Origin of the sequence: Staphylococcus sp. GDY8P119P, from assembly GCF_017892075.1 — a bacterium.
In the GTDB taxonomy this organism is placed as follows: Bacteria; Bacillota; Bacilli; order Staphylococcales; family Staphylococcaceae; genus Staphylococcus; species Staphylococcus ureilyticus.
The window spans coordinates 1015600-1036911 of the sequence record NZ_JAESKJ010000006.1 but is presented as its reverse complement, the minus strand read 5'-3'; the positions used below and the strand labels follow the sequence as shown (position 1 = coordinate 1036911).

The 21312-nt window shown below is 30.3% G+C and carries 26 protein-coding genes and 1 riboswitch; of the genes, 23 read left to right on the top strand and 3 right to left on the bottom strand.

From position 1 onward, the window contains the following. Positions 1 to 2 precede the first annotated feature (2 nt). The 11 genes from KA830_RS09080 to gcvPB all read left to right on the top strand — a co-directional run bounded on the left by KA830_RS09080 (position 3) and on the right by gcvPB (position 8931). Complete coding sequence (locus KA830_RS09080) at positions 3 to 626, top strand: MBL fold metallo-hydrolase (RefSeq protein WP_046208168.1); 624 nt, start codon at positions 3 to 5, stop codon at positions 624 to 626. 59 nt (positions 627 to 685) lie between these two features. Further along, on the top strand, positions 686 to 1660 hold the full coding sequence (gene comGA, locus KA830_RS09075) for a competence type IV pilus ATPase ComGA (protein ID WP_064208910.1): 975 nt from the start codon (positions 686 to 688) through the stop codon (positions 1658 to 1660). Next, positions 1632 to 2699: a competence type IV pilus assembly protein ComGB gene (gene comGB, locus KA830_RS09070; protein WP_343283707.1), complete on the top strand. Its 1068-nt coding sequence runs from the start codon at positions 1632 to 1634 to the stop codon at positions 2697 to 2699. The genes comGA and comGB overlap by 29 nt, the downstream gene beginning before the upstream one ends. A 19-nt stretch (positions 2700 to 2718) precedes the next feature. Next, a complete protein-coding gene (comGC, locus tag KA830_RS09065) occupies positions 2719 to 3036 on the top strand; it encodes a competence type IV pilus major pilin ComGC (protein WP_204180130.1) in 318 nt (105 codons plus the stop codon). Further along, on the top strand, positions 3026 to 3466 hold the full coding sequence (gene comGD, locus KA830_RS09060; RefSeq protein WP_204180131.1) for a competence type IV pilus minor pilin ComGD: 441 nt from the start codon (positions 3026 to 3028) through the stop codon (positions 3464 to 3466). The genes comGC and comGD overlap by 11 nt, the downstream gene beginning before the upstream one ends. Next, positions 3447 to 3740, top strand: coding sequence for a hypothetical protein (locus KA830_RS09055; RefSeq protein WP_204180132.1), 294 nt, complete (start codon positions 3447 to 3449; stop codon positions 3738 to 3740). The genes comGD and KA830_RS09055 overlap by 20 nt, the downstream gene beginning before the upstream one ends. Then, positions 3718 to 4161 carry a ComGF family competence protein gene (locus KA830_RS09050; RefSeq protein WP_064208913.1) on the top strand — a complete coding sequence of 148 codons (444 nt, stop codon included), beginning with the start codon at positions 3718 to 3720 and terminating at the stop codon, positions 4159 to 4161. Before KA830_RS09055 ends, KA830_RS09050 begins: the two co-directional genes overlap by 23 nt. Positions 4162 to 4325: 164 nt before the next feature. Next, positions 4326 to 4850 carry a shikimate kinase gene (locus KA830_RS09045; RefSeq protein ID WP_046208175.1) on the top strand — a complete coding sequence of 175 codons (525 nt, stop codon included), beginning with the start codon at positions 4326 to 4328 and terminating at the stop codon, positions 4848 to 4850. Continuing rightward, positions 4837 to 4933: riboswitch (glycine riboswitch) on the top strand. It overlaps the preceding gene by 14 nt. Before the next feature lie 74 nt (positions 4934 to 5007). Next, the gene (gcvT, locus tag KA830_RS09040) at positions 5008 to 6099 is read left to right on the top strand and encodes a glycine cleavage system aminomethyltransferase GcvT (RefSeq protein ID WP_064208915.1); all 1092 of its coding nucleotides are present in this window, start codon (positions 5008 to 5010) and stop codon (positions 6097 to 6099) included. Between the two features lie 17 nt (positions 6100 to 6116). Next, entirely contained in the window at positions 6117 to 7469 is a 1353-nt protein-coding gene (gcvPA, locus tag KA830_RS09035) for an aminomethyl-transferring glycine dehydrogenase subunit GcvPA (RefSeq protein WP_046208177.1), read from the top strand. Then, the gene (gene gcvPB, locus KA830_RS09030) at positions 7456 to 8931 is read left to right on the top strand and encodes an aminomethyl-transferring glycine dehydrogenase subunit GcvPB (RefSeq protein WP_046208178.1); all 1476 of its coding nucleotides are present in this window, start codon (positions 7456 to 7458) and stop codon (positions 8929 to 8931) included. The genes gcvPA and gcvPB overlap by 14 nt, the downstream gene beginning before the upstream one ends. Positions 8932 to 9283: 352 nt before the next feature. On the opposite strand, the gene KA830_RS09025 is transcribed toward gcvPB, so the two are convergent. Beyond that, positions 9284 to 9670: a rhodanese-like domain-containing protein gene (locus KA830_RS09025; RefSeq protein WP_046208179.1), complete on the bottom strand. Its 387-nt coding sequence runs from the start codon at positions 9668 to 9670 to the stop codon at positions 9284 to 9286. Positions 9671 to 9842: 172 nt separating this feature from the next. Between KA830_RS09025 and KA830_RS09020 the strand changes: the two genes are divergently transcribed. Then, positions 9843 to 10673, top strand: coding sequence for a lipoate--protein ligase family protein (locus tag KA830_RS09020; RefSeq protein ID WP_046208180.1), 831 nt, complete (start codon positions 9843 to 9845; stop codon positions 10671 to 10673). A gap of 107 nt (positions 10674 to 10780) precedes the next feature. Here KA830_RS09020 and KA830_RS09015 read toward each other — a convergent pair whose 3' ends face one another. Continuing rightward, the gene (locus tag KA830_RS09015) at positions 10781 to 10996 is read right to left on the bottom strand and encodes an SA1362 family protein (RefSeq protein WP_046208181.1); all 216 of its coding nucleotides are present in this window, start codon (positions 10994 to 10996) and stop codon (positions 10781 to 10783) included. 27 nt (positions 10997 to 11023) lie between these two features. Further along, on the bottom strand, positions 11024 to 11605 hold the full coding sequence (locus tag KA830_RS09010; protein WP_046208182.1) for a hypothetical protein: 582 nt from the start codon (positions 11603 to 11605) through the stop codon (positions 11024 to 11026). Between the two features lie 103 nt (positions 11606 to 11708). Between KA830_RS09010 and KA830_RS09005 the strand changes: the two genes are divergently transcribed. The 11 genes from KA830_RS09005 (at position 11709) to recN (ending at position 21249) form a co-directional block, all read left to right on the top strand. After that, a complete protein-coding gene (locus KA830_RS09005) occupies positions 11709 to 12767 on the top strand; it encodes a M24 family metallopeptidase (protein ID WP_046208183.1) in 1059 nt (352 codons plus the stop codon). A 27-nt stretch (positions 12768 to 12794) separates the two neighbouring features. Then, the gene (gene efp / locus KA830_RS09000; RefSeq protein ID WP_046208184.1) at positions 12795 to 13352 is read left to right on the top strand and encodes an elongation factor P; all 558 of its coding nucleotides are present in this window, start codon (positions 12795 to 12797) and stop codon (positions 13350 to 13352) included. Between the two features lie 255 nt (positions 13353 to 13607). After that, entirely contained in the window at positions 13608 to 14081 is a 474-nt protein-coding gene (accB, locus tag KA830_RS08995; protein WP_073341962.1) for an acetyl-CoA carboxylase biotin carboxyl carrier protein, read from the top strand. Further along, complete coding sequence (gene accC / locus KA830_RS08990; protein ID WP_046208186.1) at positions 14081 to 15430, top strand: acetyl-CoA carboxylase biotin carboxylase subunit; 1350 nt, start codon at positions 14081 to 14083, stop codon at positions 15428 to 15430. The genes accB and accC overlap by 1 nt, the downstream gene beginning before the upstream one ends. 21 nt (positions 15431 to 15451) lie before the next feature. Continuing rightward, on the top strand, positions 15452 to 15814 hold the full coding sequence (locus tag KA830_RS08985) for an Asp23/Gls24 family envelope stress response protein (protein WP_070658616.1): 363 nt from the start codon (positions 15452 to 15454) through the stop codon (positions 15812 to 15814). 112 nt (positions 15815 to 15926) lie between these two features. Next, positions 15927 to 16313 (top strand): transcription antitermination factor NusB, encoded by a 387-nt coding sequence (gene nusB, locus KA830_RS08980; protein WP_046208188.1) that lies wholly within the window; start codon positions 15927 to 15929, stop codon positions 16311 to 16313. A gap of 14 nt (positions 16314 to 16327) precedes the next feature. Beyond that, entirely contained in the window at positions 16328 to 17668 is a 1341-nt protein-coding gene (xseA, locus tag KA830_RS08975) for an exodeoxyribonuclease VII large subunit (protein ID WP_070038263.1), read from the top strand. Then, entirely contained in the window at positions 17658 to 17903 is a 246-nt protein-coding gene (locus KA830_RS08970; RefSeq protein WP_103161483.1) for an exodeoxyribonuclease VII small subunit, read from the top strand. Before xseA ends, KA830_RS08970 begins: the two co-directional genes overlap by 11 nt. After that, the gene (locus KA830_RS08965) at positions 17890 to 18777 is read left to right on the top strand and encodes a polyprenyl synthetase family protein (protein WP_204180134.1); all 888 of its coding nucleotides are present in this window, start codon (positions 17890 to 17892) and stop codon (positions 18775 to 18777) included. The genes KA830_RS08970 and KA830_RS08965 overlap by 14 nt, the downstream gene beginning before the upstream one ends. Before the next feature lie 319 nt (positions 18778 to 19096). After that, the gene (ahrC, locus tag KA830_RS08960; protein ID WP_210134186.1) at positions 19097 to 19549 is read left to right on the top strand and encodes a transcriptional regulator AhrC/ArgR; all 453 of its coding nucleotides are present in this window, start codon (positions 19097 to 19099) and stop codon (positions 19547 to 19549) included. 20 nt (positions 19550 to 19569) lie between these two features. Next, positions 19570 to 21249, top strand: coding sequence for a DNA repair protein RecN (recN, locus tag KA830_RS08955; protein ID WP_073341972.1), 1680 nt, complete (start codon positions 19570 to 19572; stop codon positions 21247 to 21249). Positions 21250 to 21312: the final 63 nt, after the last annotated feature.

The window sequence follows — 21312 nt, the reverse complement described above, 5'->3', positions numbered from 1 at the left end:
CAATGCAAATATCTAGTTTAGCATTGGGCTTAGTTAAAACGAATACTTATTTTATTGAAAATGATAAGAATGTGATTTTAGTAGATCCAGCGGCTGATTATGAATTAATTATAAAAAAATTAAATCAAATTAATAAACCTGTCATTGCAGTATTATTAACACATGCACATTTTGACCATATCGGGGCTTTAGATCAAATCGTTGATAAATTTAATGTGCCTGTTTATATGCATCCTAGTGAGTTCGATTTTTTAACTAATACAGAAAAAAATGGTTCACAAAAGTTTAAACAATATGGATTAACACCTGTCATTAGTCATGTATCACCACAAAAAATTGATGAAGGCTCTATGGAAATTGAGGGCTTTAAATTTAAAGTACTTCATACACCTGGACATTCACCTGGTAGTTTATCTTTTATATTTGATGATTTTGCTGTAGTTGGAGATACTTTGTTTTATCAAGGTATAGGAAGAACTGACTTATATAAAGGCGATTATGAAACTTTGGTTGACTCTATATTAGATAAATTGTTCAAATTAGAGGATGACTTACCATTATTCCCAGGACATGGGCCATATACAACGATAGAAGACGAACAACTTAATCCATATTTGCATGGTTAGTTTTATTTCATAAAGTAATATTAACACCTCCTACGTGTATTATTGTAGGAGGTGTTTTTTTGAAGTTACTCTTTAAAAATATCATTGATAAAGCGATTAAGGAAAATGTATCAGATGTACACTTTATTCCAAACCACAAAAAGGTATACATTAAATTTAGAAAAAAAGAATATTTAAACACTATAGAAACGATAGAAGTCAATATTTATAGGAAGTTGCTCACATATATGAAATATCAAGCAGGTTTAGATGTATCAACACACAGCACCGCACAAAGTGGAAGATACGCTTACAAACTTAAACAATTATACTATTTAAGAGTTTCAACTTTACCTTTATCTCTTGGATTTGAAAGTTGCGTAGTGAGAATTATACCTCAATATTTTCAAAGTTCAGCAAAAGCACTTAGTATAAATCAATTATTTAAACTAGTCCATAAAAAACAAGGTTTAATACTGTTTAGTGGACCTACTGGGTCTGGCAAAAGTACGTTAATGTATCAACTGATAGTGCACGCAAAGGAAAAATTAAATGTTAATATAATTACTGTAGAAGACCCTGTAGAACGTTTGGTTGAAGGTATAACACAAGTTTCTATTAATGAAAAAGCAGGGATTAATTATGCTAATTCATTCAAGGCGATTTTAAGATGTGATCCAGATATTATACTTATTGGTGAAATCAGGGATGCTATGATTGCTAAACAAGTTATTCATGCAAGTTTAAGTGGTCACTTAGTACTTTCAACGATACATTCAAATAATTGTAAGGGCGCATTGAGTAGATTATTAGAAATGGGTATAAGTATTCAAGAACTACGACAGACGGTATTAAGTATTATCAATCAGAGATTAGTAAACACCTCAAAAGATGAACGTTCTTTAATTTATGAACAATTAACTCGAGAAGATATAGCATTTTATTTTGAAAATCAACTTACACTTCCAAACACATTCAAAAATTTGTCGTATAAATTGCATGAAATGGCAAAAGAAGGGGAAATTTGTGAAGAAACACTTAATAGATATCTTTAGTTCACCACGATTTATGATTATCAGTGAAAAAAACCAAATTGAATTACTTCAAAGATTACATGATTTACTTCAGCATGGATTCACATTATCAGCATCATTTAAATTTTTACTACAACACTTAACAATAAAATCACCAAAAATAGTGACTCAGATTAATACTCGCCTAGATCAAGGCGCACAATGTTACGAAATATTATTGTTACTAAAATATCCCAAAATTATTATCATGCTAATATATTTTTCAGAGTTATTCAGTGAACTCACATCAACATTACCACATGCCCAAGACTATTTAATTCGAAATAACAAAGCAAAGCTACAACTACTAAAAACACTTCAATACCCTTTGCTCTTAATTACAATTTTTATAGGTATGTTAATCATTTTAAATCATACTATTATACCTGAATTTCAATCTCTCTATAATAGCTTTGATGTTGAAATTTCAAAAACACAATTAATTTTATCATCTTTATTAATATATTTACCTAGAACACTTTTTATTATTTTATTTATCTGCTTAATTTTTTCTTACTTATTTTATATATCTACAAAAAAACTACCCATTAACTTAAAGTACAAAATTATATTAAAAATCCCAATTTTACGTACTTTTTTCAAATTTTATAAAACTTATAGACTTTCTACTGAATTTGCATTGTTTTATAAGAATGGTGTGAACTTACAATCAATCGTTGATATTTATTCTAAACAAAAAAATGACTCATATTTAATTTATCTTGCTAGAAAATTGGCAACAGGTACACAAAATGGCTATAAGTTAAGTGAAATATTAAAAAAGATTTCCTGTTTTGAAGAAGGCTTGATTAACTTTATTGAGGAAGGCGAAAAGATAGGAAAGCTAGACACAGAATTAAAATTATATAGTGAAATTATATTTACAAAAATTGAACGTTATCTGCAACGATTAATTAATTTTATACAACCAGCTATATTTTTAATGCTAGGCATCTTAATCATTGCGCTATATTTAGTGATTATGTTACCTATGTTTGATCTAATGCAAACGATTAAATAATAAGATTTGGAGGCTTTTAATGAATAAAATAAAACAATTTTTTAATAAACGTGCTTTTACTTTAATTGAGATGCTCCTCGTACTTTTAATTATCAGTTTATTACTGATATTGATTATACCCAATATTGCAAAACAATCTTCACATATTCAAACTACAGGTTGTGATGCCCAAATAAAAATGATTGAAAGTCAAGTTGAAGCATATACTTTAAAACATAATAAAAAACCACAATCTATAGATGAATTGATTGCGGATGGCTATATTAAAGAAAACCAAAAAAATTGTAAATCAGGTGCTACTATCACAATTAACAATGGTGAAGTAATTGCAAACTAGTAAAGCATTTACATATATCGAGATGTTAATGGTTATGGCTATTATTAGTATCTTATTAATTGTTCAAGTCAATCATATACCTATTAATGATAAAAAAAATAATGCGAACAATAATTTTATGAATGATTTAATCACTCAACTCAATTATTTAAAATCTAAAGCAATAAAAGATGATAAGTCTATAACACTTATATTTAACGACTATTCAAATAAAATTATAGTTAGAGAACAGTCAATTGAAAACAAAGATATACTATTTCCACCAAATACTTTTGTACATCCTAAAAGTAATATTAGGTATTTAACATTTAACAATAAAGGTAATATAAATAAATTTGGTAGTGTCTTACTTTCAGTTGATAATGAAATTTTCAAACTAATATTTCATATTGAAAAAGGAAGATTAAGATATGAAAAAATTAAACATTAACGGTAGTATACTTATGGATGCATATATCGCTTTTACTTGCATGCTTATAATGTGTAGTGTATTTTTGCCTATGCTTTTACAATTAAATCATACTTTTAATGATAAAATTGAAAACATAAGTATGAAAAGAATCATATTATTAGCTTTGAAATATAATGATAGTGAGCGTTTAATAAAAGGCGTAAATATTGACGGTTATAAAATAAAATTAACTAATTCTAATTTATGCATAAAAACAAAGGATAATAATAATGAAAAATGTTTTCACAAGTAAATATTCCAGCTTTACTTACATCGAAGTATTATTTACATTATTTATAACTATATTAATATTTACTATGCTACCTCTATTATATAAATCAATCGTTCCAACAAAGAATCAATCTAATTTAGAATCATCAATTGATATAGAATTTTTTTCAAGAGACATAACTGAAGCAATGTTACAAAACAATTCAAAAGCACTTGAAATTGATAAAAGCGGCCGTATTTTAAAAATTAACATAAGGAAAAATATTATAAGGTACGAGTTTAAAAATAATAAGATTATTAAAACTGTAAATAACACAGGAAACATTACCTTATTAAACAATGTAAAAAATGCGCAATTTATATTACTAAAAAATAAGCATTTAAAATTAAAATTGAAAATGTATTATACAGGGGGTTCCTTTGAAAAGGCAGTTCAATTCTAATATGAAAGGGTATATATACCCTTTTGTGATGGTTATTTATATGCTATATTTATCACTAATAGCAAAATATACTTCTCAATTTAATCTTCAACTAAAAACGCTTGATAACATTGAATCATATTATGATAAACAAATTAAATTACAATTACAAAAGGAAGATATTTTTGAAAAATAAAATTAACACACCACTTATTTTAATAGGTTTTATGGGGACAGGAAAAACAACATTAGGAAAATATATTGCACAAAACAATCAATTAAGTTTTGTAGATTTAGATGAATTTATAGTGCAACAAGAAGGAAAAACAATACCAGAAATTTTTGAACAATTAGGTGAAAAAGGATTTCGCAATTTAGAGTTTAAGTATTTAAAAAAATGTGCGAACCAATTTGACGTCATTGCTACAGGCGGGGGTATCATCGAAGGCAATGATGCATTTAACTTATTAAAAGAACAAAAACATGTTATATGGTTAGATTGCGACATAGAAATTCTATACGATAGAATTAAAAATGATAGTAATAGACCCAATGCGAATAATAAACCGTTTTTTAAATTAAAAAGCTTGTATTCAACTAGAGTTTCAAGATATAATGAAATCGCATTCATCAAAGTGAATAGTAATAAGTCGCTTCCAGTTACATATAAAAAAATATTGGAAACGATGAAAGCGAATGACCAGTATTAGAGAGAATGGTTAATCATTTATATAACCATCGCCGAAGGTGCAAGTTTAACGAAACTCTCAGGCAAAAGGATAATACTGAGACGCATTCCTGGATTTATTGACAGGGTAGGCTTAGTCTACTCTGTCTTTTTTTAATATATTAATAGGGGGTTTAGCAATGGTAAATGAATTAAAACGCACACCACTTTATCAAAACTTTGTGGATCTCGGTGCAAAAATTGTTGAATTTGGTGGTTGGGCTATGCCAGTTCAATTTTCAAGTATTAAAGAAGAACATAATGCTGTAAGAACTAATATGGGCTTATTTGATGTAAGTCACATGGGTGAAATTTTAATAAAAGGTTCTGAAGCAGATCAATTAGTACAATACTTGCTTTCAAATGACACTGACAATTTAGACACAACAAAGGCGCAATATACAGCATTGTGTAACGAGCAAGGCGGTATCATCGATGATTTAATCACCTATAAACTCAGTGAAAAAGCATATTTATTAGTCGTAAATGCTGGAAACACAGATAAAGACTTTGAATGGATGAAAAAACAATCTGAAAATTTTGATGCTGAAGTCTTAAATGTATCAACAGATTATGGTCAATTAGCTATACAAGGTCCAAATGCACGTGATTTTGTTCAAAAGCATGTGAAACAGAATATATCAGAAATGTCTCCTTTTGAATTCTTACAAGATGTTGAATTCTTTGGTAAAAACGTAATATTATCCCAATCTGGTTACACAGGTGAAGATGGATTTGAAATTTATTGTAAATCAGATGATACACCATTTTTATGGGATTCAATATTAGAATTTGACGTAGAACCTTGTGGTCTTGGTGCAAGAGATACATTAAGATTAGAAGCTGGTTTACCACTTCATGGACAAGACTTAAGTGAATCAATTACACCATATGAAGGTGGAATTGCATTTGCTGCTAAACCATTAATTGATGCCGATTTTATAGGTAAAAAAGTGTTGAAAGATCAAAAAGAAAACGGTTCTAAAAGAAGAACAGTTGGCATAGAAATGATTGATAAAGGAATTCCAAGAACAGGTTACACTGTTTATGATATCGATGGAAATGAAATTGGAGAAGTTACTTCAGGCACACAATCTCCATTAACTGGTAAATCAATTGGTTTAGCTATAATTGATAGAGATGCATTTGAAATGGGCAAAGAGATTATTATTCAAATTAGAAAAAGACAAGCAAAAGCAAAAATTGTGAAGAAAAATCAAATCAGTAAATAATTTAAAGGGGTGTTACCGTGAGTCATCGTTATATTCCATTAACAGATCAAGATAAAAATGAAATGCTAGAGACAATTGGTGCTGAATCGATCAGCGAATTATTTGGAGATGTTCCAAAAGATATTTTATTAAACAGAGAGTTAGCTATTCCCGATGCTGAATCTGAAACCACATTAACAAAAAGACTTAATAAAATTGCTAGTAAAAACATTACTAAAGAAACACATACTTCGTTTTTAGGTGCAGGCGTTTATGATCATTATGCCCCAGCAGTAGTAGATGCAATGATTTCGCGTTCTGAATTTTATACTGCATATACACCTTATCAACCTGAAATTTCACAAGGTGAATTACAAGCTATCTTTGAATTTCAAACTTTAATTTGCGAATTAACAGATATGGATATTGCAAACTCATCTATGTACGATGGTATGACAAGTTTTGCAGAGGCTTGCATTTTAGCATTTAATCAAACGCGTAAAAATAAAATTGTCGTTTCAAAAGGCATGCATTATCAAGCATTACAAGTCTTACACACATATGTAAAAACACGTGAAGAATTTGAAGTTGTTGAAGTTGATTTAGATGGCACAATTACAGATTTAGAAAAACTTGAAAATGCTATTGATGATGATACTGCTGCAGTTGCAGTCCAATATCCAAACTTTTATGGTTCAATTGAAGATTTAGAGAAAATACAGTCATATATCGAAGATAAAAAAGCATTATTTATTGTTTATACAAACCCAATCGCACTAGGGTTATTGACACCACCAGGTAGTTTTGGTGCAGATATTGTAGTTGGAGATACACAACCATTTGGTATTCCAACACAGTTTGGCGGTCCACATTGTGGCTTCTTTGCTACTACTAAAAAACTCATGAGAAAAACACCTGGTAGACTTGTTGGACAAACCGAAGACCAAGATGGAAACCGTGGTTTTGTGTTGACACTTCAAGCACGTGAACAACATATTAGACGTGATAAAGCAACATCAAATATATGTTCAAACCAAGCATTAAATGCATTGGCTTCATCAATTTGTATGTCTGCTTTAGGAAAACAAGGTATTTACGACATTGCAGTTCAAAATTTTGAGAATGCAAATTATGCTAAAGAACAATTTAAGCAACAAGGATTTGAAGTTAGCAATGGCACATCATTTAATGAATTTGTAGTAAAGTTCGATAAACCAGTTAAAGATGTAAACGATGCTTTAATTCAAGAAGACATAATAGGCGGATTTGATTTAAGTGAAATAGGAGAAAACTTCGACAATCATATGTTAATTGCAGTTACAGAATTACGAACTAAAGATGAAATTGATACATTTGTTAAGAAAGCAGGTGAAATAAATGGCAGTAAGTAAATCTAGTCCATTAATTTTTGAACGTTCTAAAGAAGGTCGTTACGCGTATTCTTTACCTAAAAAAGAAATTGATAATGGAGCAGTTAACAAGCTATTAGATGACAAATTTATTAGAAAAAACAAAGCTGAATTTCCCGAAGTGGCAGAACTAGATTTAGTGCGTCATTATACAGAATTATCAAATAAAAACTTTGGTGTTGATTCAGGATTTTATCCATTAGGTTCATGTACCATGAAATATAATCCAAAAGTAAATGAAAAAATAGCTAGAATACCTGGTTTTGCTGAATCACATCCACTACAAGATGAATCTCAAGTACAAGGTTCGCTAGAAATTATTCATAGCTTACAAGAAGAACTCAAAGAGATAACTGGTATGGATGAAGTCACTTTACAACCAGCAGCTGGTGCACATGGAGAATGGACAGCACTGATGATTTTTAAAGCTTATCATGAAAAAAATGGTGAAGGACATCGTAACGAAGTCATCGTTCCTGATTCTGCACATGGTACAAACCCTGCTTCAGCGGCATTTGCTGGATTTAAAGCTGTTACAGTGAAGTCAAATGAACGTGGAGAAGTTGATATAGAAGATTTAAAACGCCTTGTCAACGAAAACACAGCTGCAATTATGCTCACGAATCCAAATACACTAGGTATTTTTGAACAAAACATCATGGATATTCGCAATATTGTACACGAAGCTGGTGGATTATTGTATTATGATGGTGCCAACTTAAATGCAATCATGGACAAAGTTAGACCTGGAGACATGGGCTTTGATGCTGTTCATTTAAATTTACACAAGACATTTACTGGACCGCATGGTGGTGGCGGACCTGGTTCAGGACCAGTTGGTGTTAAAAAAGAACTTGCAAGTTTCTTACCAAAACCAATGGTAATTAAAGAAAATGATGTGTATAAATACGATAATAATATCGAGCATTCAATCGGACGTGTCAAACCATTTTATGGTAACTTCGGTATTTATTTAAGAGCATACACATATATTAGAACTATGGGTAATAAAGGACTTGAAGAAGTTTCAGAAGCAGCAGTACTAAATGCAAACTATATTAAAGCAAGATTAAAAGAACATTTTGAAATTCCTTATGAACAATATTGTAAACATGAATTTGTTTTAAGTGGCTCAAAACAAAAAGAATATGGTGTACGAACACTAGATATGGCTAAACGTTTACTTGACTTTGGTGTACACCCACCTACTATCTATTTCCCATTAAATGTAGAAGAGGGCATGATGATTGAACCTACTGAAACAGAATCTAAAGAAACTTTAGATTATTTCTGTGACACAATGATCGAAATTGCGAATGAAGCAAAAGAAAATCCCGATAAAGTTTTAGAAGCACCTCATACAACGATTATTGATCGATTAGACGAAACAAAAGCTGCTCGTCAACCAGTATTAAAATTTGAGCATTTAAGATCAGAAAAATAATTTTTAAAATGACATGTTAAAGGATTTTTTGAATTGATAATCAAATTATGTATGAAGCATTCAATTCAATTAAAAATTAATAACTTGATATAAACCTCATATAGAGAACAAAGGGCTAATCCGTATTAAAATGGATTGGCCCTTTATTCTCTATAAATCTTATGAAGTTAATTGTGTGAATTTACTTGGAAATATTATAAAATCACTGCCTTTCACCATGTATTTAAATTCATTCAAAACAGGTTATTTATAATATTTAGCAAATTATAAATTTAAATTTTTTAATTATATAAAAAATTGAGCTACTAGTTATTTAACTAACAGCCCAATTTTAAAATGTTAACTTATTCATTTATTTTTTTGATTTGATTTTACCAGTCCATTTTTTATATCCGCCTTTAAGCATGAATATATCTTTATAACCATTCTTTTTTAAGATTCTAGCGGCACGATAACTGGCAATACCATTCGCATCACAAAGATAGATAGGTTGATCTGTTCTCAAGCCTTGATATCTTTGCTTAAACATTGTGATTGGGATGTTACGGGCACCATTAATATGACCATAATCATAATCTACTTTTTCTCTTACATCAATCACTTGAGCTTTTCGCAAACCATTATGGAATTCATTTTGGTTTAATTCTGTTACCGCTTTTTTGTTCAAATATCTATTGAACAACATATATGCGATGATTATTATTAAAATTGCTAAAGCTATAAACCAAAAATTACTCATCTTGCATCCTCCCTAATTAACCGATATTATATATTATAAGACTGTTAGCACAAATTATCAAAATATTTTTATCATGATAATTACGTAAACTGACATTTTTGTACAATTATTGAAAACGATAACACAAATTAGATGTTATCACAATTTAATTTTAATGAATGGAGTTTTGATTGTGACTGAAACATGGCATTTTATCAATACAGGTAGTAATGATCCATTTTATAATATGGCAATGGATGAAGCGTTATTAAATTTTGTATCTAGAGGTGAAATTGATCCAGTAATTAGATTTTATACATGGGATCCAGCTACACTTTCAGTTGGTTACTTTCAAAGATTAACGAAAGAAATTGATATAGACAAGGTGAAAGATAAAGGTTATGGCCTTGTTAGAAGACAAACAGGTGGCAGAGGTGTCTTGCATGACAAAGAATTAACTTATAGTGTTATTGTACCGGAATCACATCCAAACATGCCCAAAACAGTTACAGAAGCATATAGGGTCATTTCTGAAGGGCTACTTGAAGGATTCAAAACATTAGGTTTTAATGCTTCATTTGCTATCCCACGAACTAAAGAAGAACGGTCTAAATTAAAACAACCAAGAAGTGCGGTTTGTTTTGATGCTTCCAGTTGGTATGAATTAGTCGTAGAAGGACGCAAAATTGCAGGTAGTGCCCAAATGAGACAAAAGGGTGTGATTCTGCAGCATGGTTCATTGTTACAAGATATAGATATTGATGATTTATTTGATATGTTTATATTTAAAAATGACCGTTTGAAAGAGAAAATGAAGCAAGCGTTTGTCGATAAAGCAGTAGCAATTAATGATATATCTGATCGCTACATCACTTTAGATGAAATGGAACAAGCATTCGAAAGTGGATTCAAAAAAGGATTAAATATCAATTTAAAACCTTTAGAATTGACTGCTCAGCAAAACGCAGAAGTTGACGCATTAATTAATAAGTACCAATCATCAGAATGGACTTATAGAAAATAATTAAATTCGCTATAAAAAAAGCATTTACCCAACAATTTTTGAATTTAATTGTTGGGTAAATGTTTTAATTTATTCAATAATGTTAAATATTCAGAACCTAATTTTTATTATTTTTTATGCCTTTTTCTATATTTTCTTTGGGCACGTTTATACTTTCTTTGATCTTCTGTTAAAAAGAAAAAATAATAAATTAAATAAATGATACCTGCAAAAATTGCTAAACTGATAGCCATTCTTACAAAACTAAATAAGAACGCATCTAAGTTAAGTATTAAACCAACTAATGCAATTGCGATTACGATATAAAATATTGCTTGTTTCAAAATACACACTCCTATTTATATGTCACATTACTCATTGCTTATGCTCACTTTTGATAAAGTAGTTTGCCCTTTATTAAGTTTTTTCTTATCTTTCTCGTTATAACCATCCCTTATATCACTCATGGCAGAATCTAATGACTTGTTTAATTTAGTAATATTTTTATGTTTCTTCTTATCTTCGTCATTCATTTTATCTTTATCAATTTTACTTTTATATGTAGTAAATGCACTATCAATTTTATTAGTAATATCGGTTAATTTATTTTGAACTTTTTCGCTCTGCTTATTTTTTGAGACTTCGTCTTCAATATCATTATAATCACCAATTGCTTTTGCGACATCTTGATAATATTCAGAAGACGCCTTAATATGATTTAATTTCTTTTTATTACTTTTCGCATTCTTGATATTATTTTTATCTTTTTCTAATGCAGTAATATTTGTTTTTTCTTCTTTTATTTCAAGTTTTAAGTCTTGTATATCACTTTTTAATTTATGATTTTCGTCACGTAATTTTGTTGTTTTCTCTTCTAATGGGCCTAAATTTTGGCTTCCACATCCGGCGAGTAAACACGAAGCGCATAAAATAGCGAATAATTTTTTCTTCATAACTCTCTCCTAATTCAAAAACTATAAATTTGTACACTAATTATGCTATCATTTTAATGTATATATTGGAAATGTACAAATTTATTGAATAGGGTGATTACTGTTGAATAGAATTGAAAAGTTAAAATCTGCTCTAAAGACAAAACATTTGGAAGCAATTATCGTTTTATCTGATTATAATAGAAGATACTTATCTGGATTTACTGGAACCAGTGGTGCATTGATTATTACAAATAGCGAAAAACTATTGCTTACTGATTTTAGATACATAGAGCAAGCAACTGATCAAGCTGCTGGTTTTAAAGTGATTAAGCAACAGGGGCAACTGATAGAATCTATTAAGTCCACACTAGAAGACTTAAATGTGCAAAATGTTGGCTTTGAAGGTAACTTAGTAAGCTATGATACTTATTTACAATTAAGTAAATCTTATATCAGTTTAATAAGTATTTCTGGTTTAATTGAGAGAATAAGAGAAGTCAAGGATGAACAAGAAATAGCAAATATTCAAAAAGCTGCTCAAATTGTTGATGATGCTTATGAGTATATTTTAACAGTTGCTAAAGCTGGAATGACAGAACTCGAGTTAAAAGCAAAATTAGAAAGCAAAATGCTCGAATTAGGTTCAGAAGGACCATCTTTTAATACTATTGTTGCTTCTGGAGTGAGAGGAGCACTTCCACATGGTGTAGCAAGTGATAAAGTCATCAATCAAGGAGAATTAATTACCTTGGATTATGGAGCTTATTACAATGGATATGCCTCAGATATTACCCGTACTTTTGCTATTGGCGAACCAGATGCTCAATTAAAAGAAATATATAACATTGTATTACAAGCAAATTTAAAAGGTATTGAAGCAGCTAAACAAGGAATGACTGGTAGAGAACTTGATGCAGTAGCAAGAGATTATATTACCGAAAAAGGATACGGTGAGGCTTTTGGCCATTCATTAGGGCATGGTATAGGATTAGACGTACATGAAGGTCCAAATTTATCTAAAAAATCTGAATCTCCATTAGAATTAAATAATTGTGTTACAATTGAACCCGGTATATATTTAGATGGAATTGGTGGCGTACGTATTGAAGATGATATATTAATTACCGAAAATGGTTGCGAACGCTTTACTAAATCGTCTAAAGACCTTATTATTTTATAGAAGACCTTATATTAAGGAGGAAACTGAATGATTTCGGTTAATGATTTTAAAACAGGTTTAACAATTTCTGTAGATAATGGTATTTGGAAAGTTTTAGATTTCCAACACGTAAAACCAGGAAAAGGTGCTGCATTTGTACGTTCAAAATTACGTAACTTAAGAACAGGTGCGATCCAAGAGAAGACATTTAGAGGCGGAGAAAAAGTTGAAACTGCTATGATTGAAAATCGTCGCATGCAATATTTATACGCCGATGGTGATACACACGTTTTCATGGATAACCAAACATTTGATCAAATTGAATTACCTGCTGATTACTTAGAACATGAATTAAATTTCTTAAAAGCAAATATGGAAGTTCAAATTCAAAGTTATGAAAATGAAACTTTAGGTATTGAATTACCAAAAAACGTTGAGCTTACAGTAACAGAAACAGAACCAGGTATTAAAGGTGATACTGCTACTGGTGCAACAAAATCTGCGACTGTTGAAACAGGTTATACACTAAATGTACCATTATTTGTTAATGAAGGAGATACTTTAGTAATTAACACAAGCGATGGAAGTTACGTGTCAAGAGCTTAATTCATCAGTGACACTCACCACTTGATGACAGCATTTGCAAATTATTTTAGAAGCCTTTCCACTTACTTTAAATGGAAGGGCTTTTATTATTTGCGTAAGGACGGAAAATTATTTTGACACAAAACTATAGTTAATTATTGATTAACTATAAAAGTTAATGAGTTATAATAGAAAATATGTATATGCTTGAATTGAACATTTCACTAAAGTAAAATAAACTAGGTAAATGAAAACAATCTGAAGGAGTCAGTATTTATGAATTTTAAAGAAATTAAAGAATTAATTGAAATTCTTGATCAATCTAGCTTGACTGAAATAAATATAGAAGATAAAGGGAATATAGTTAATTTAAAAAAGGAAAAAGAAACTGAGATTATCACACCTCAAGTTTCACAACAACCGATGCAACAGATTGCACCACAACAACCAGCTGTTTCAAATCAACTTGATACACAAAGTTCTGATGATACAAGTTCTTCCCAAGAAAATGACAATTTAAAAACAATCAATGCACCAATGGTTGGCACATTTTATAAATCACCTTCACCAGAGGAAAGTCCATATGTTCAAATAGGAGATTCTGTTTCAAACGAATCAACAGTATGTATTTTGGAAGCTATGAAATTATTTAATGAAATACAAGCAGAAGTCACAGGGGAAATTACTGAAATACTAGTAGAAGACGGTCAAATGGTAGAGTATGGCCAACCGTTATTTAAGGTGAAATAATGAATAAAATTTTAATTGCAAATAGAGGGGAAATTGCTGTAAGAATTATTCGAGCCTGTCACGATTTAGGTTTACAAACTGTGGCAATATATTCTGAAGGAGACAAAGACGCATTACATACTCAAATTGCTGATGAAGCATATTGTGTCGGTCCCACTCAATCTAAAGATTCTTACCTAAATATCCCTAATATTTTATCTATCGCGACTTCAACAGGATGTGATGGGGTTCACCCTGGATATGGTTTTCTAGCAGAAAATGGTGATTTTGCTGAACTTTGTGAAGCATGTCAACTTAAATTTATTGGCCCAAGTTATGAGTCCATACAAAAAATGGGTATCAAAGATGTCGCTAAAGAAGAAATGAAACGCGCTGAGGTTCCTGTAGTTCCTGGAAGTGAAGGGTTAGTTAAAGATATTAAAGAAGCGAAGAAAATTGCAAAAGATATAGGATATCCAGTCATTATCAAAGCTACTGCAGGCGGTGGTGGCAAAGGTATACGTGTTGCACGTGATGAAAAAGAATTGGAAACTGGCTTTAAAATGACTCAACAAGAAGCAGAAACTGCTTTTGGTAACAATGGATTATATCTTGAAAAATTTATTGAAAACTTTAGACATATCGAAATACAAGTAATTGGAGACAGTTATGGTAATGTCATCCATCTAGGTGAGCGTGATTGTACCATACAAAGACGTATGCAAAAACTTGTAGAAGAAGCACCGTCACCAATCTTAAACGATGCTAAACGGCAAGAAATGGGTAATGCAGCAGTAAGAGCAGCAAAAGCTGTAAATTATGAAAACGCTGGAACAATTGAATTTATTTATGATTTGAACACGCATGAATTTTATTTTATGGAAATGAATACACGTATTCAGGTAGAACATCCAGTTACAGAAATGGTAACTGGTATTGATTTAGTAAAACTACAACTTAAAGTAGCGATGGGTGAAAAGTTACCATTCACACAAAAAGATATTGAAATCAAAGGACATGCAATTGAATTTAGAATTAACGCTGAAAATCCTTATAAAAACTTTATGCCTTCACCAGGTAAAATCACACAATATCTAGCACCGGGTGGTTTTGGCGTAAGAATTGAATCAGCATGTTATACTAATTATACAATCCCTCCATACTATGATTCTATGGTAGCAAAATTAATTGTTCATGAACCATCAAGAGATGAAGCGATTATGACAGGATTGAGAGCGTTAGGTGAATATTTAGTATTAGGCATTGACACTACAATTCCATTTCATATTCGCCTACTAAATAACGATATATTTAGAAGTGGTGAATTTAATACTAATTTCTTAGAAACTTATAACATAATGGATGAATAAACTAAATAGGAGGTTTGTGAAATGGTCAAAGTAACAGAATCATCACATTCCAATTTAGGAAAAATAGAAATTGCACCTGAGGTTTTGACTGTTATTGCAAGTATAGCAACCTCAGAAGTAAAAGGCTTAGAAGGTCACTTTAAAGAAATAAAGGACTTAAGTGTTGAGAAAGTTACAAAAAAACAATTGGCACGTGGTATTAAAGTAGATACTAAAGATGATGGTATTCATATTGATGTATATTGCTCATTTTCATATGATATTAATATCTCAGAAACAGCAAGAAAAATACAAAATGCCATATACAATTCAATATCTACGATGACAACGATCATACCAAGTCAAATTAATGTTCACATTACACATATCGTATCTACAAATTAAATATAGCACTTTGACTTTAATGCGGTCATAAAACTGAGTTCTATAATCAAGAGATTAACAAAATTCTATTTTATATTAGTCATAAAGCGTACAATGCTAAAAGGAGTTTATAATGAGTCGAAAAGAATCAAGAACACAAGCCTTTCAAACACTATTTCAATTAGAAATGAAAAATAGTGATTTAACGATTGATGAAGCAATTAGTTTTATTAAAGATGATAATCCTGATTTAGAGTTTGATTTTATTAATTGGCTAGTTACAGGCGTAAAAGATCATGAATCTGTATTAGATAATAAAATTGCACCACATTTAAAAGATTGGACAATAGATAGATTATTGAAATCTGACCGAATTATTTTAAGAATGTCAACTTATGAATTACTAAATAGCGAAACGCCACAAAAAGTAATTATCAATGAAGCGGTTGAATTAGCAAAACAATTCAGTGATGATGAACATTATAAGTTTATCAATGGTGTGTTGAGTAATATTGAGTAAAAGAGTGATATAATATGTCAGATTATTTAAGCGTTTCAGCTTTAACTAAATATATTAAATATAAATTTGATCAAGATCCGCACTTACAGACTGTATTGCTTAAAGGTGAACTTTCTAACTTTAAAAAACATAGTAGCGGTCATCTCTATTTTAATGTTAAAGATAAAAATAGTGTCATCAGTGCAATGATGTTTAAAGGAAATGCTTCGAAAATTGACTTCGACCCTAAAGAGGGAGATGAAGTGTTGTTAGAAGCACGTGTTTCTGTATATGAAAGACGTGGTAATTATCAAATTTATGTTAATAAAATGCATATAGATGGTATTGGTAATTTATATCAAAAATTAGAACAGTTAAAAAAGAAATTAACTAAAGATGGTTATTTTGATCAAAACCATAAAAAGATTATTCCTAAGTTTCCTAAAAAAATCGCTGTGCTGACTGCAGGCACGGGTGCAGCGATTAGAGATATCCATACTACTATTAATAGTCGATATCCTTTAGTTGAACAAATACAAATCAACACTTTAGTACAAGGTGAGCAGGCTAAGTATGATATCATTGAAAAAATAAAACAAGCTGATGATTTAAATGTAGATACTATAATCATTGGTCGTGGTGGTGGTTCTATAGAAGATTTATGGAACTTCAACGAAGAAGATGTTGTCAAAGCGATTTATGCGTGTGAAACGCCAATCATATCAGCAGTAGGCCACGAAACAGACTTTACGCTTAGTGATTTTGTAGCAGATGCACGTGCTGCTACACCTACACAAGCAGCAGTGATGGCAACACCTGATCAATATGAATTGAGGCAATATATTCAACAACAAAAACTTTCTTTAACCAGGTTTATGAAACAACAGATTCAACATCAAAAGCAGTATTTAGAACACGTTGCTTCATATTACAAATTTAAAACACCAACCTTGTTATATGATCAACAGATTCAAAAACGGGATGACTTAGAGAAACAGCTTAATTTAGCTATTACTTTTAAAGTTAATCAACATAAGCAAAAGCTAGAGTTAATAAAACAAAGTTTCAACTTAAAACATTTCAAACAAAATATTCAAAGAGAACAAACAACTATCAATCAAAAACAAACGAATCTTGTAAAATTAATGAATCATCTTATTGTAAAACAAAGAAATAATTTAACTAATAAAATAGAGAATTTGAATAATCTTAGTCCAACCAATACAATGTTACGTGGTTATACAATTGTGAACAAGCAAGATAAAATAGTTACTAGTACTAGCGATTTAGCTGAAAATGATAATATTGTATTAACGATGAAAGACGGTTCTGTTGATGCACAAGTTATGAAAGTAAGGTGTAATGATGACGAATAAATCACAAAGTTTTGAAGAAATGATGAAAGAATTAGAAAGTATAGTTCAAAAACTAGATAATGAAAATGTTTCTTTAGAAGAATCTTTAAACTTATACCAAAGAGGTATGACATTATCAGCAAATTGTGATGAAACATTGAAAAATGCTGAAAAAAAAGTGAACGAATTGATGTCTGAAGAAAATGTTGAAGGCGATGAAGAAACTGAAAAGGAAGAAAATCATGATGAATCATAAAATAGACAATTTAACTGACGAAATTAATGAATTATTACAAAATTCAATTCCGAATTCATCACTGAATACAGATTTAGAACATAGCATGAGATATTCGTTAGAAGCAGGCGGCAAACGAATTAGACCTGTTTTACTTTTATTAACATTGGAAATGCTAGCATCAGATTATAAACTTGGTTACGCTTCAGCACTTGGATTAGAAATGGTACATACGTATTCTCTTATTCATGATGATTTGCCTGCAATGGATGATGATGATTATCGAAGAGGTAAATTGACAAATCATAAAGTCTACGGTGAATGGAAAGCAATACTAGCAGGTGATGCATTACTCACTAAAGCATTTGATATCATTGTTAACGACGACAAACTGAAAGATAATGTCAAAATAAAACTGATTAAACGCTTATCATCTGCAAGTGGACATTTAGGTATGGTAGGTGGTCAAACACTCGATATGCAAAGTGAAGGTGAAGGATCTTCGGTAGACCTAAATACTTTAGAACATATCCATCAAGCTAAGACAGGTGCGCTATTAAAATTTGCAGTAATGGCAGCTGTTGATATTGCCGAGGCTGAACCAAGTGTAGCTAATTTATTAGAAAAATTTAGTGAACATTTAGGATTAATGTTCCAAATAAAAGATGATTTATTAGACATTTATGGAGACGAAGCGAAACTAGGTAAATCTACAGGTAGTGATCTTGAAAATGATAAAAGCACTTACGTCTCATTATTAGGTCAAAACGGGGCAGAAGATAAGCTAAAATCACATACTGAATCTGCATATGCGTGTTTAGCTCGTTTACCTGAACAATATGACACAAGTAATCTAAAATATATCGTAGAATTATTCAATTATAGAGAATCATAATCAGACGTAGATTCTGTTTTTACAGATTTTATAAAATTTCTACCATTAAATTATGCTAAATCATGCTACTTTTCGTAGCGTGATTTTTTATTTATAAAAATTTATAATTTTATAAATAAATATTCATTTGTTACTAAAATAGTATCGGTATAAGTGATTAAAAATTTAATTATGGCTTATTTTTAATTCACTTCGAAAATAGACAGGCAGTATACACAACAGTCAATAAAAGTATTTCTGTTAAATTAACTTTAGTAGTAGTATCATTGTCCATGTGTTAAAATCATTGTATAAATATTCGTTTACAGAGGTGCTATACATGGCAAAAAAATCAGTAAGACATATTAAAATAAGAGAAATTATATCTAATGAAAAAATTAAAACCCAAGATGAACTGGTAAAGCGTTTAAATGAATATGAGTTAAATGTTACCCAAGCAACTGTTTCTCGCGACATTAAAGAATTACAGTTAATAAAGGTCCCTACACCTTCTGGTCAATATGTTTATAGTTTACCTAATGACAGAAAATATCATCCTTTAGAAAAACTTGGTCGTTATTTAATGGATTCATTTGTAAATATTGATGGTACTGGAAACCTTTTAGTACTTAAGACCTTACCTGGTAACGCTCAATCAATTGGGGCAATTTTAGATCAAATAGACTGGGATGAAGTGTTGGGCACAATTTGTGGTGATGATACATGTTTAATTATATGCAGAGATGAATCAGCCAGCGAAAAAATCAAAACACGTATCTTTAATCTATTATAAGTATAAGGAAGTGATTATAAATGCTACAAACCTTATCAATTAAACAATTCGCAATTATAGATGAATTAGAAGTAAACTTTGGTGATGGCTTAACTGTTTTGAGTGGCGAAACTGGTGCTGGTAAATCAATTATTATAGACGCGATTGGTCAATTAATTGGTATGCGTGCTTCATCAAACTATGTTAGACATGGTGAAAAAAAAGCTGTTATTGAAGGAATTTTTGATATAGATAATAGTAAAGAAGCCATTTCGATACTTCATGATTTATCTATCGATATCGATGAAGACTTTTTATTAGTAAAAAGAGAAATATTTAGCTCAGGTAAGAGTATTTGTAGAGTTAATAATCAAACAGTTACTTTACAAGATTTGAGAAAAATAATGCAAGAATTATTAGATATACATGGGCAACATGAAACACAAACATTATTAAAGCAAAAATATCATTTACATTTATTAGATAATTATGCCGAAAATACATATAAATCACTGCTTGAATCGTATGTTGATACTTTTGATAAATATAGCGCTAAGAAAAAAGAATTAGCAGATTTAGAGTCAGCCGATCAAGCGTTATTACAACGGTTAGACTTGTTAAAATTTCAATATGAAGAATTACAAGAAGCGAATCTTATTGAAAACGAAGTCCCTCAACTTGAGAGCGATATCAAACGTATTCAAAATTCAGAAAGTCTCAGTTTAGCGTTAAACAATGCACACGTCACGTTGACAGATGAGCATGCTATTACAGATCGTTTATACGAATTGAGTAATCAGTTACAATCAATTAGTGAAATTTTACCTGATAAATATGATGAACTAAAAGAAGATGTCGACCAATTTTATTACACGCTTGAGGATGCTAAACATCAATTGTACGATGATTTAACGAATACAGAATTTGATGAACAATATTTAAATGAATTAGAATCTAGAATGAATTTATTAAATAGTTTGAAACGTAAATATGGTAAAGATATTAATGAACTAATTATGTATCAAGATAAAATGGCTGACGAAATTAATAAGATTGAAAATTATGAAGAAAGTACTGCTCAATTACGTCAAGAAATCGATGATTTATATAAAAATGTTATGGAACTAGGAGAAAAGTTATCGCAAGAAAGAAGAAATGTTGCACAATCTTTGCGTAATCATATTGTAGATGAAATTCAAAATCTTCAGATGAACGATGCTAATTTAGAAATTTCATTTAAACCTTTAGATAAACCGAACCGAGAAGGAATAGAATTTGTGGAATTTTTAATCAGTCCAAATAAAGGCGAACCTTTAAAGAGCTTAAATAAGATTGCTTCTGGAGGAGAATTATCAAGAATTATGTTGGCGCTAAAAACTATCTTTGTAAAAACAAGAGGCCAGACAGCAATTTTATTTGATGAAGTAGATTCTGGTGTATCTGGTAAAGCTGCTCAAAAGATGGCAGAGAAAATGAAAGGATTGGCTGAACACATACAAGTGATATGTATATCACATCTACCACAAGTTGCGTCCATGAGTGACCACCATTTATTTATTAGTAAAAATTCTAATGATGAACGAACAACAACACAAGTTAAAGAATTGACTGGAGAAGAACGTATTGATGAAGTAGCAAGAATGATTTCTGGTGCTACTGTGACAGAATTAACCAGACAAAATGCGAAAGAAATGATAGAGCAGAACCACAATTTAAAATAAAAATCTATATTCACTATTGTTAATACAAGTGCTAGCTGGGTTAGATAAATAATCAGTGAAGGA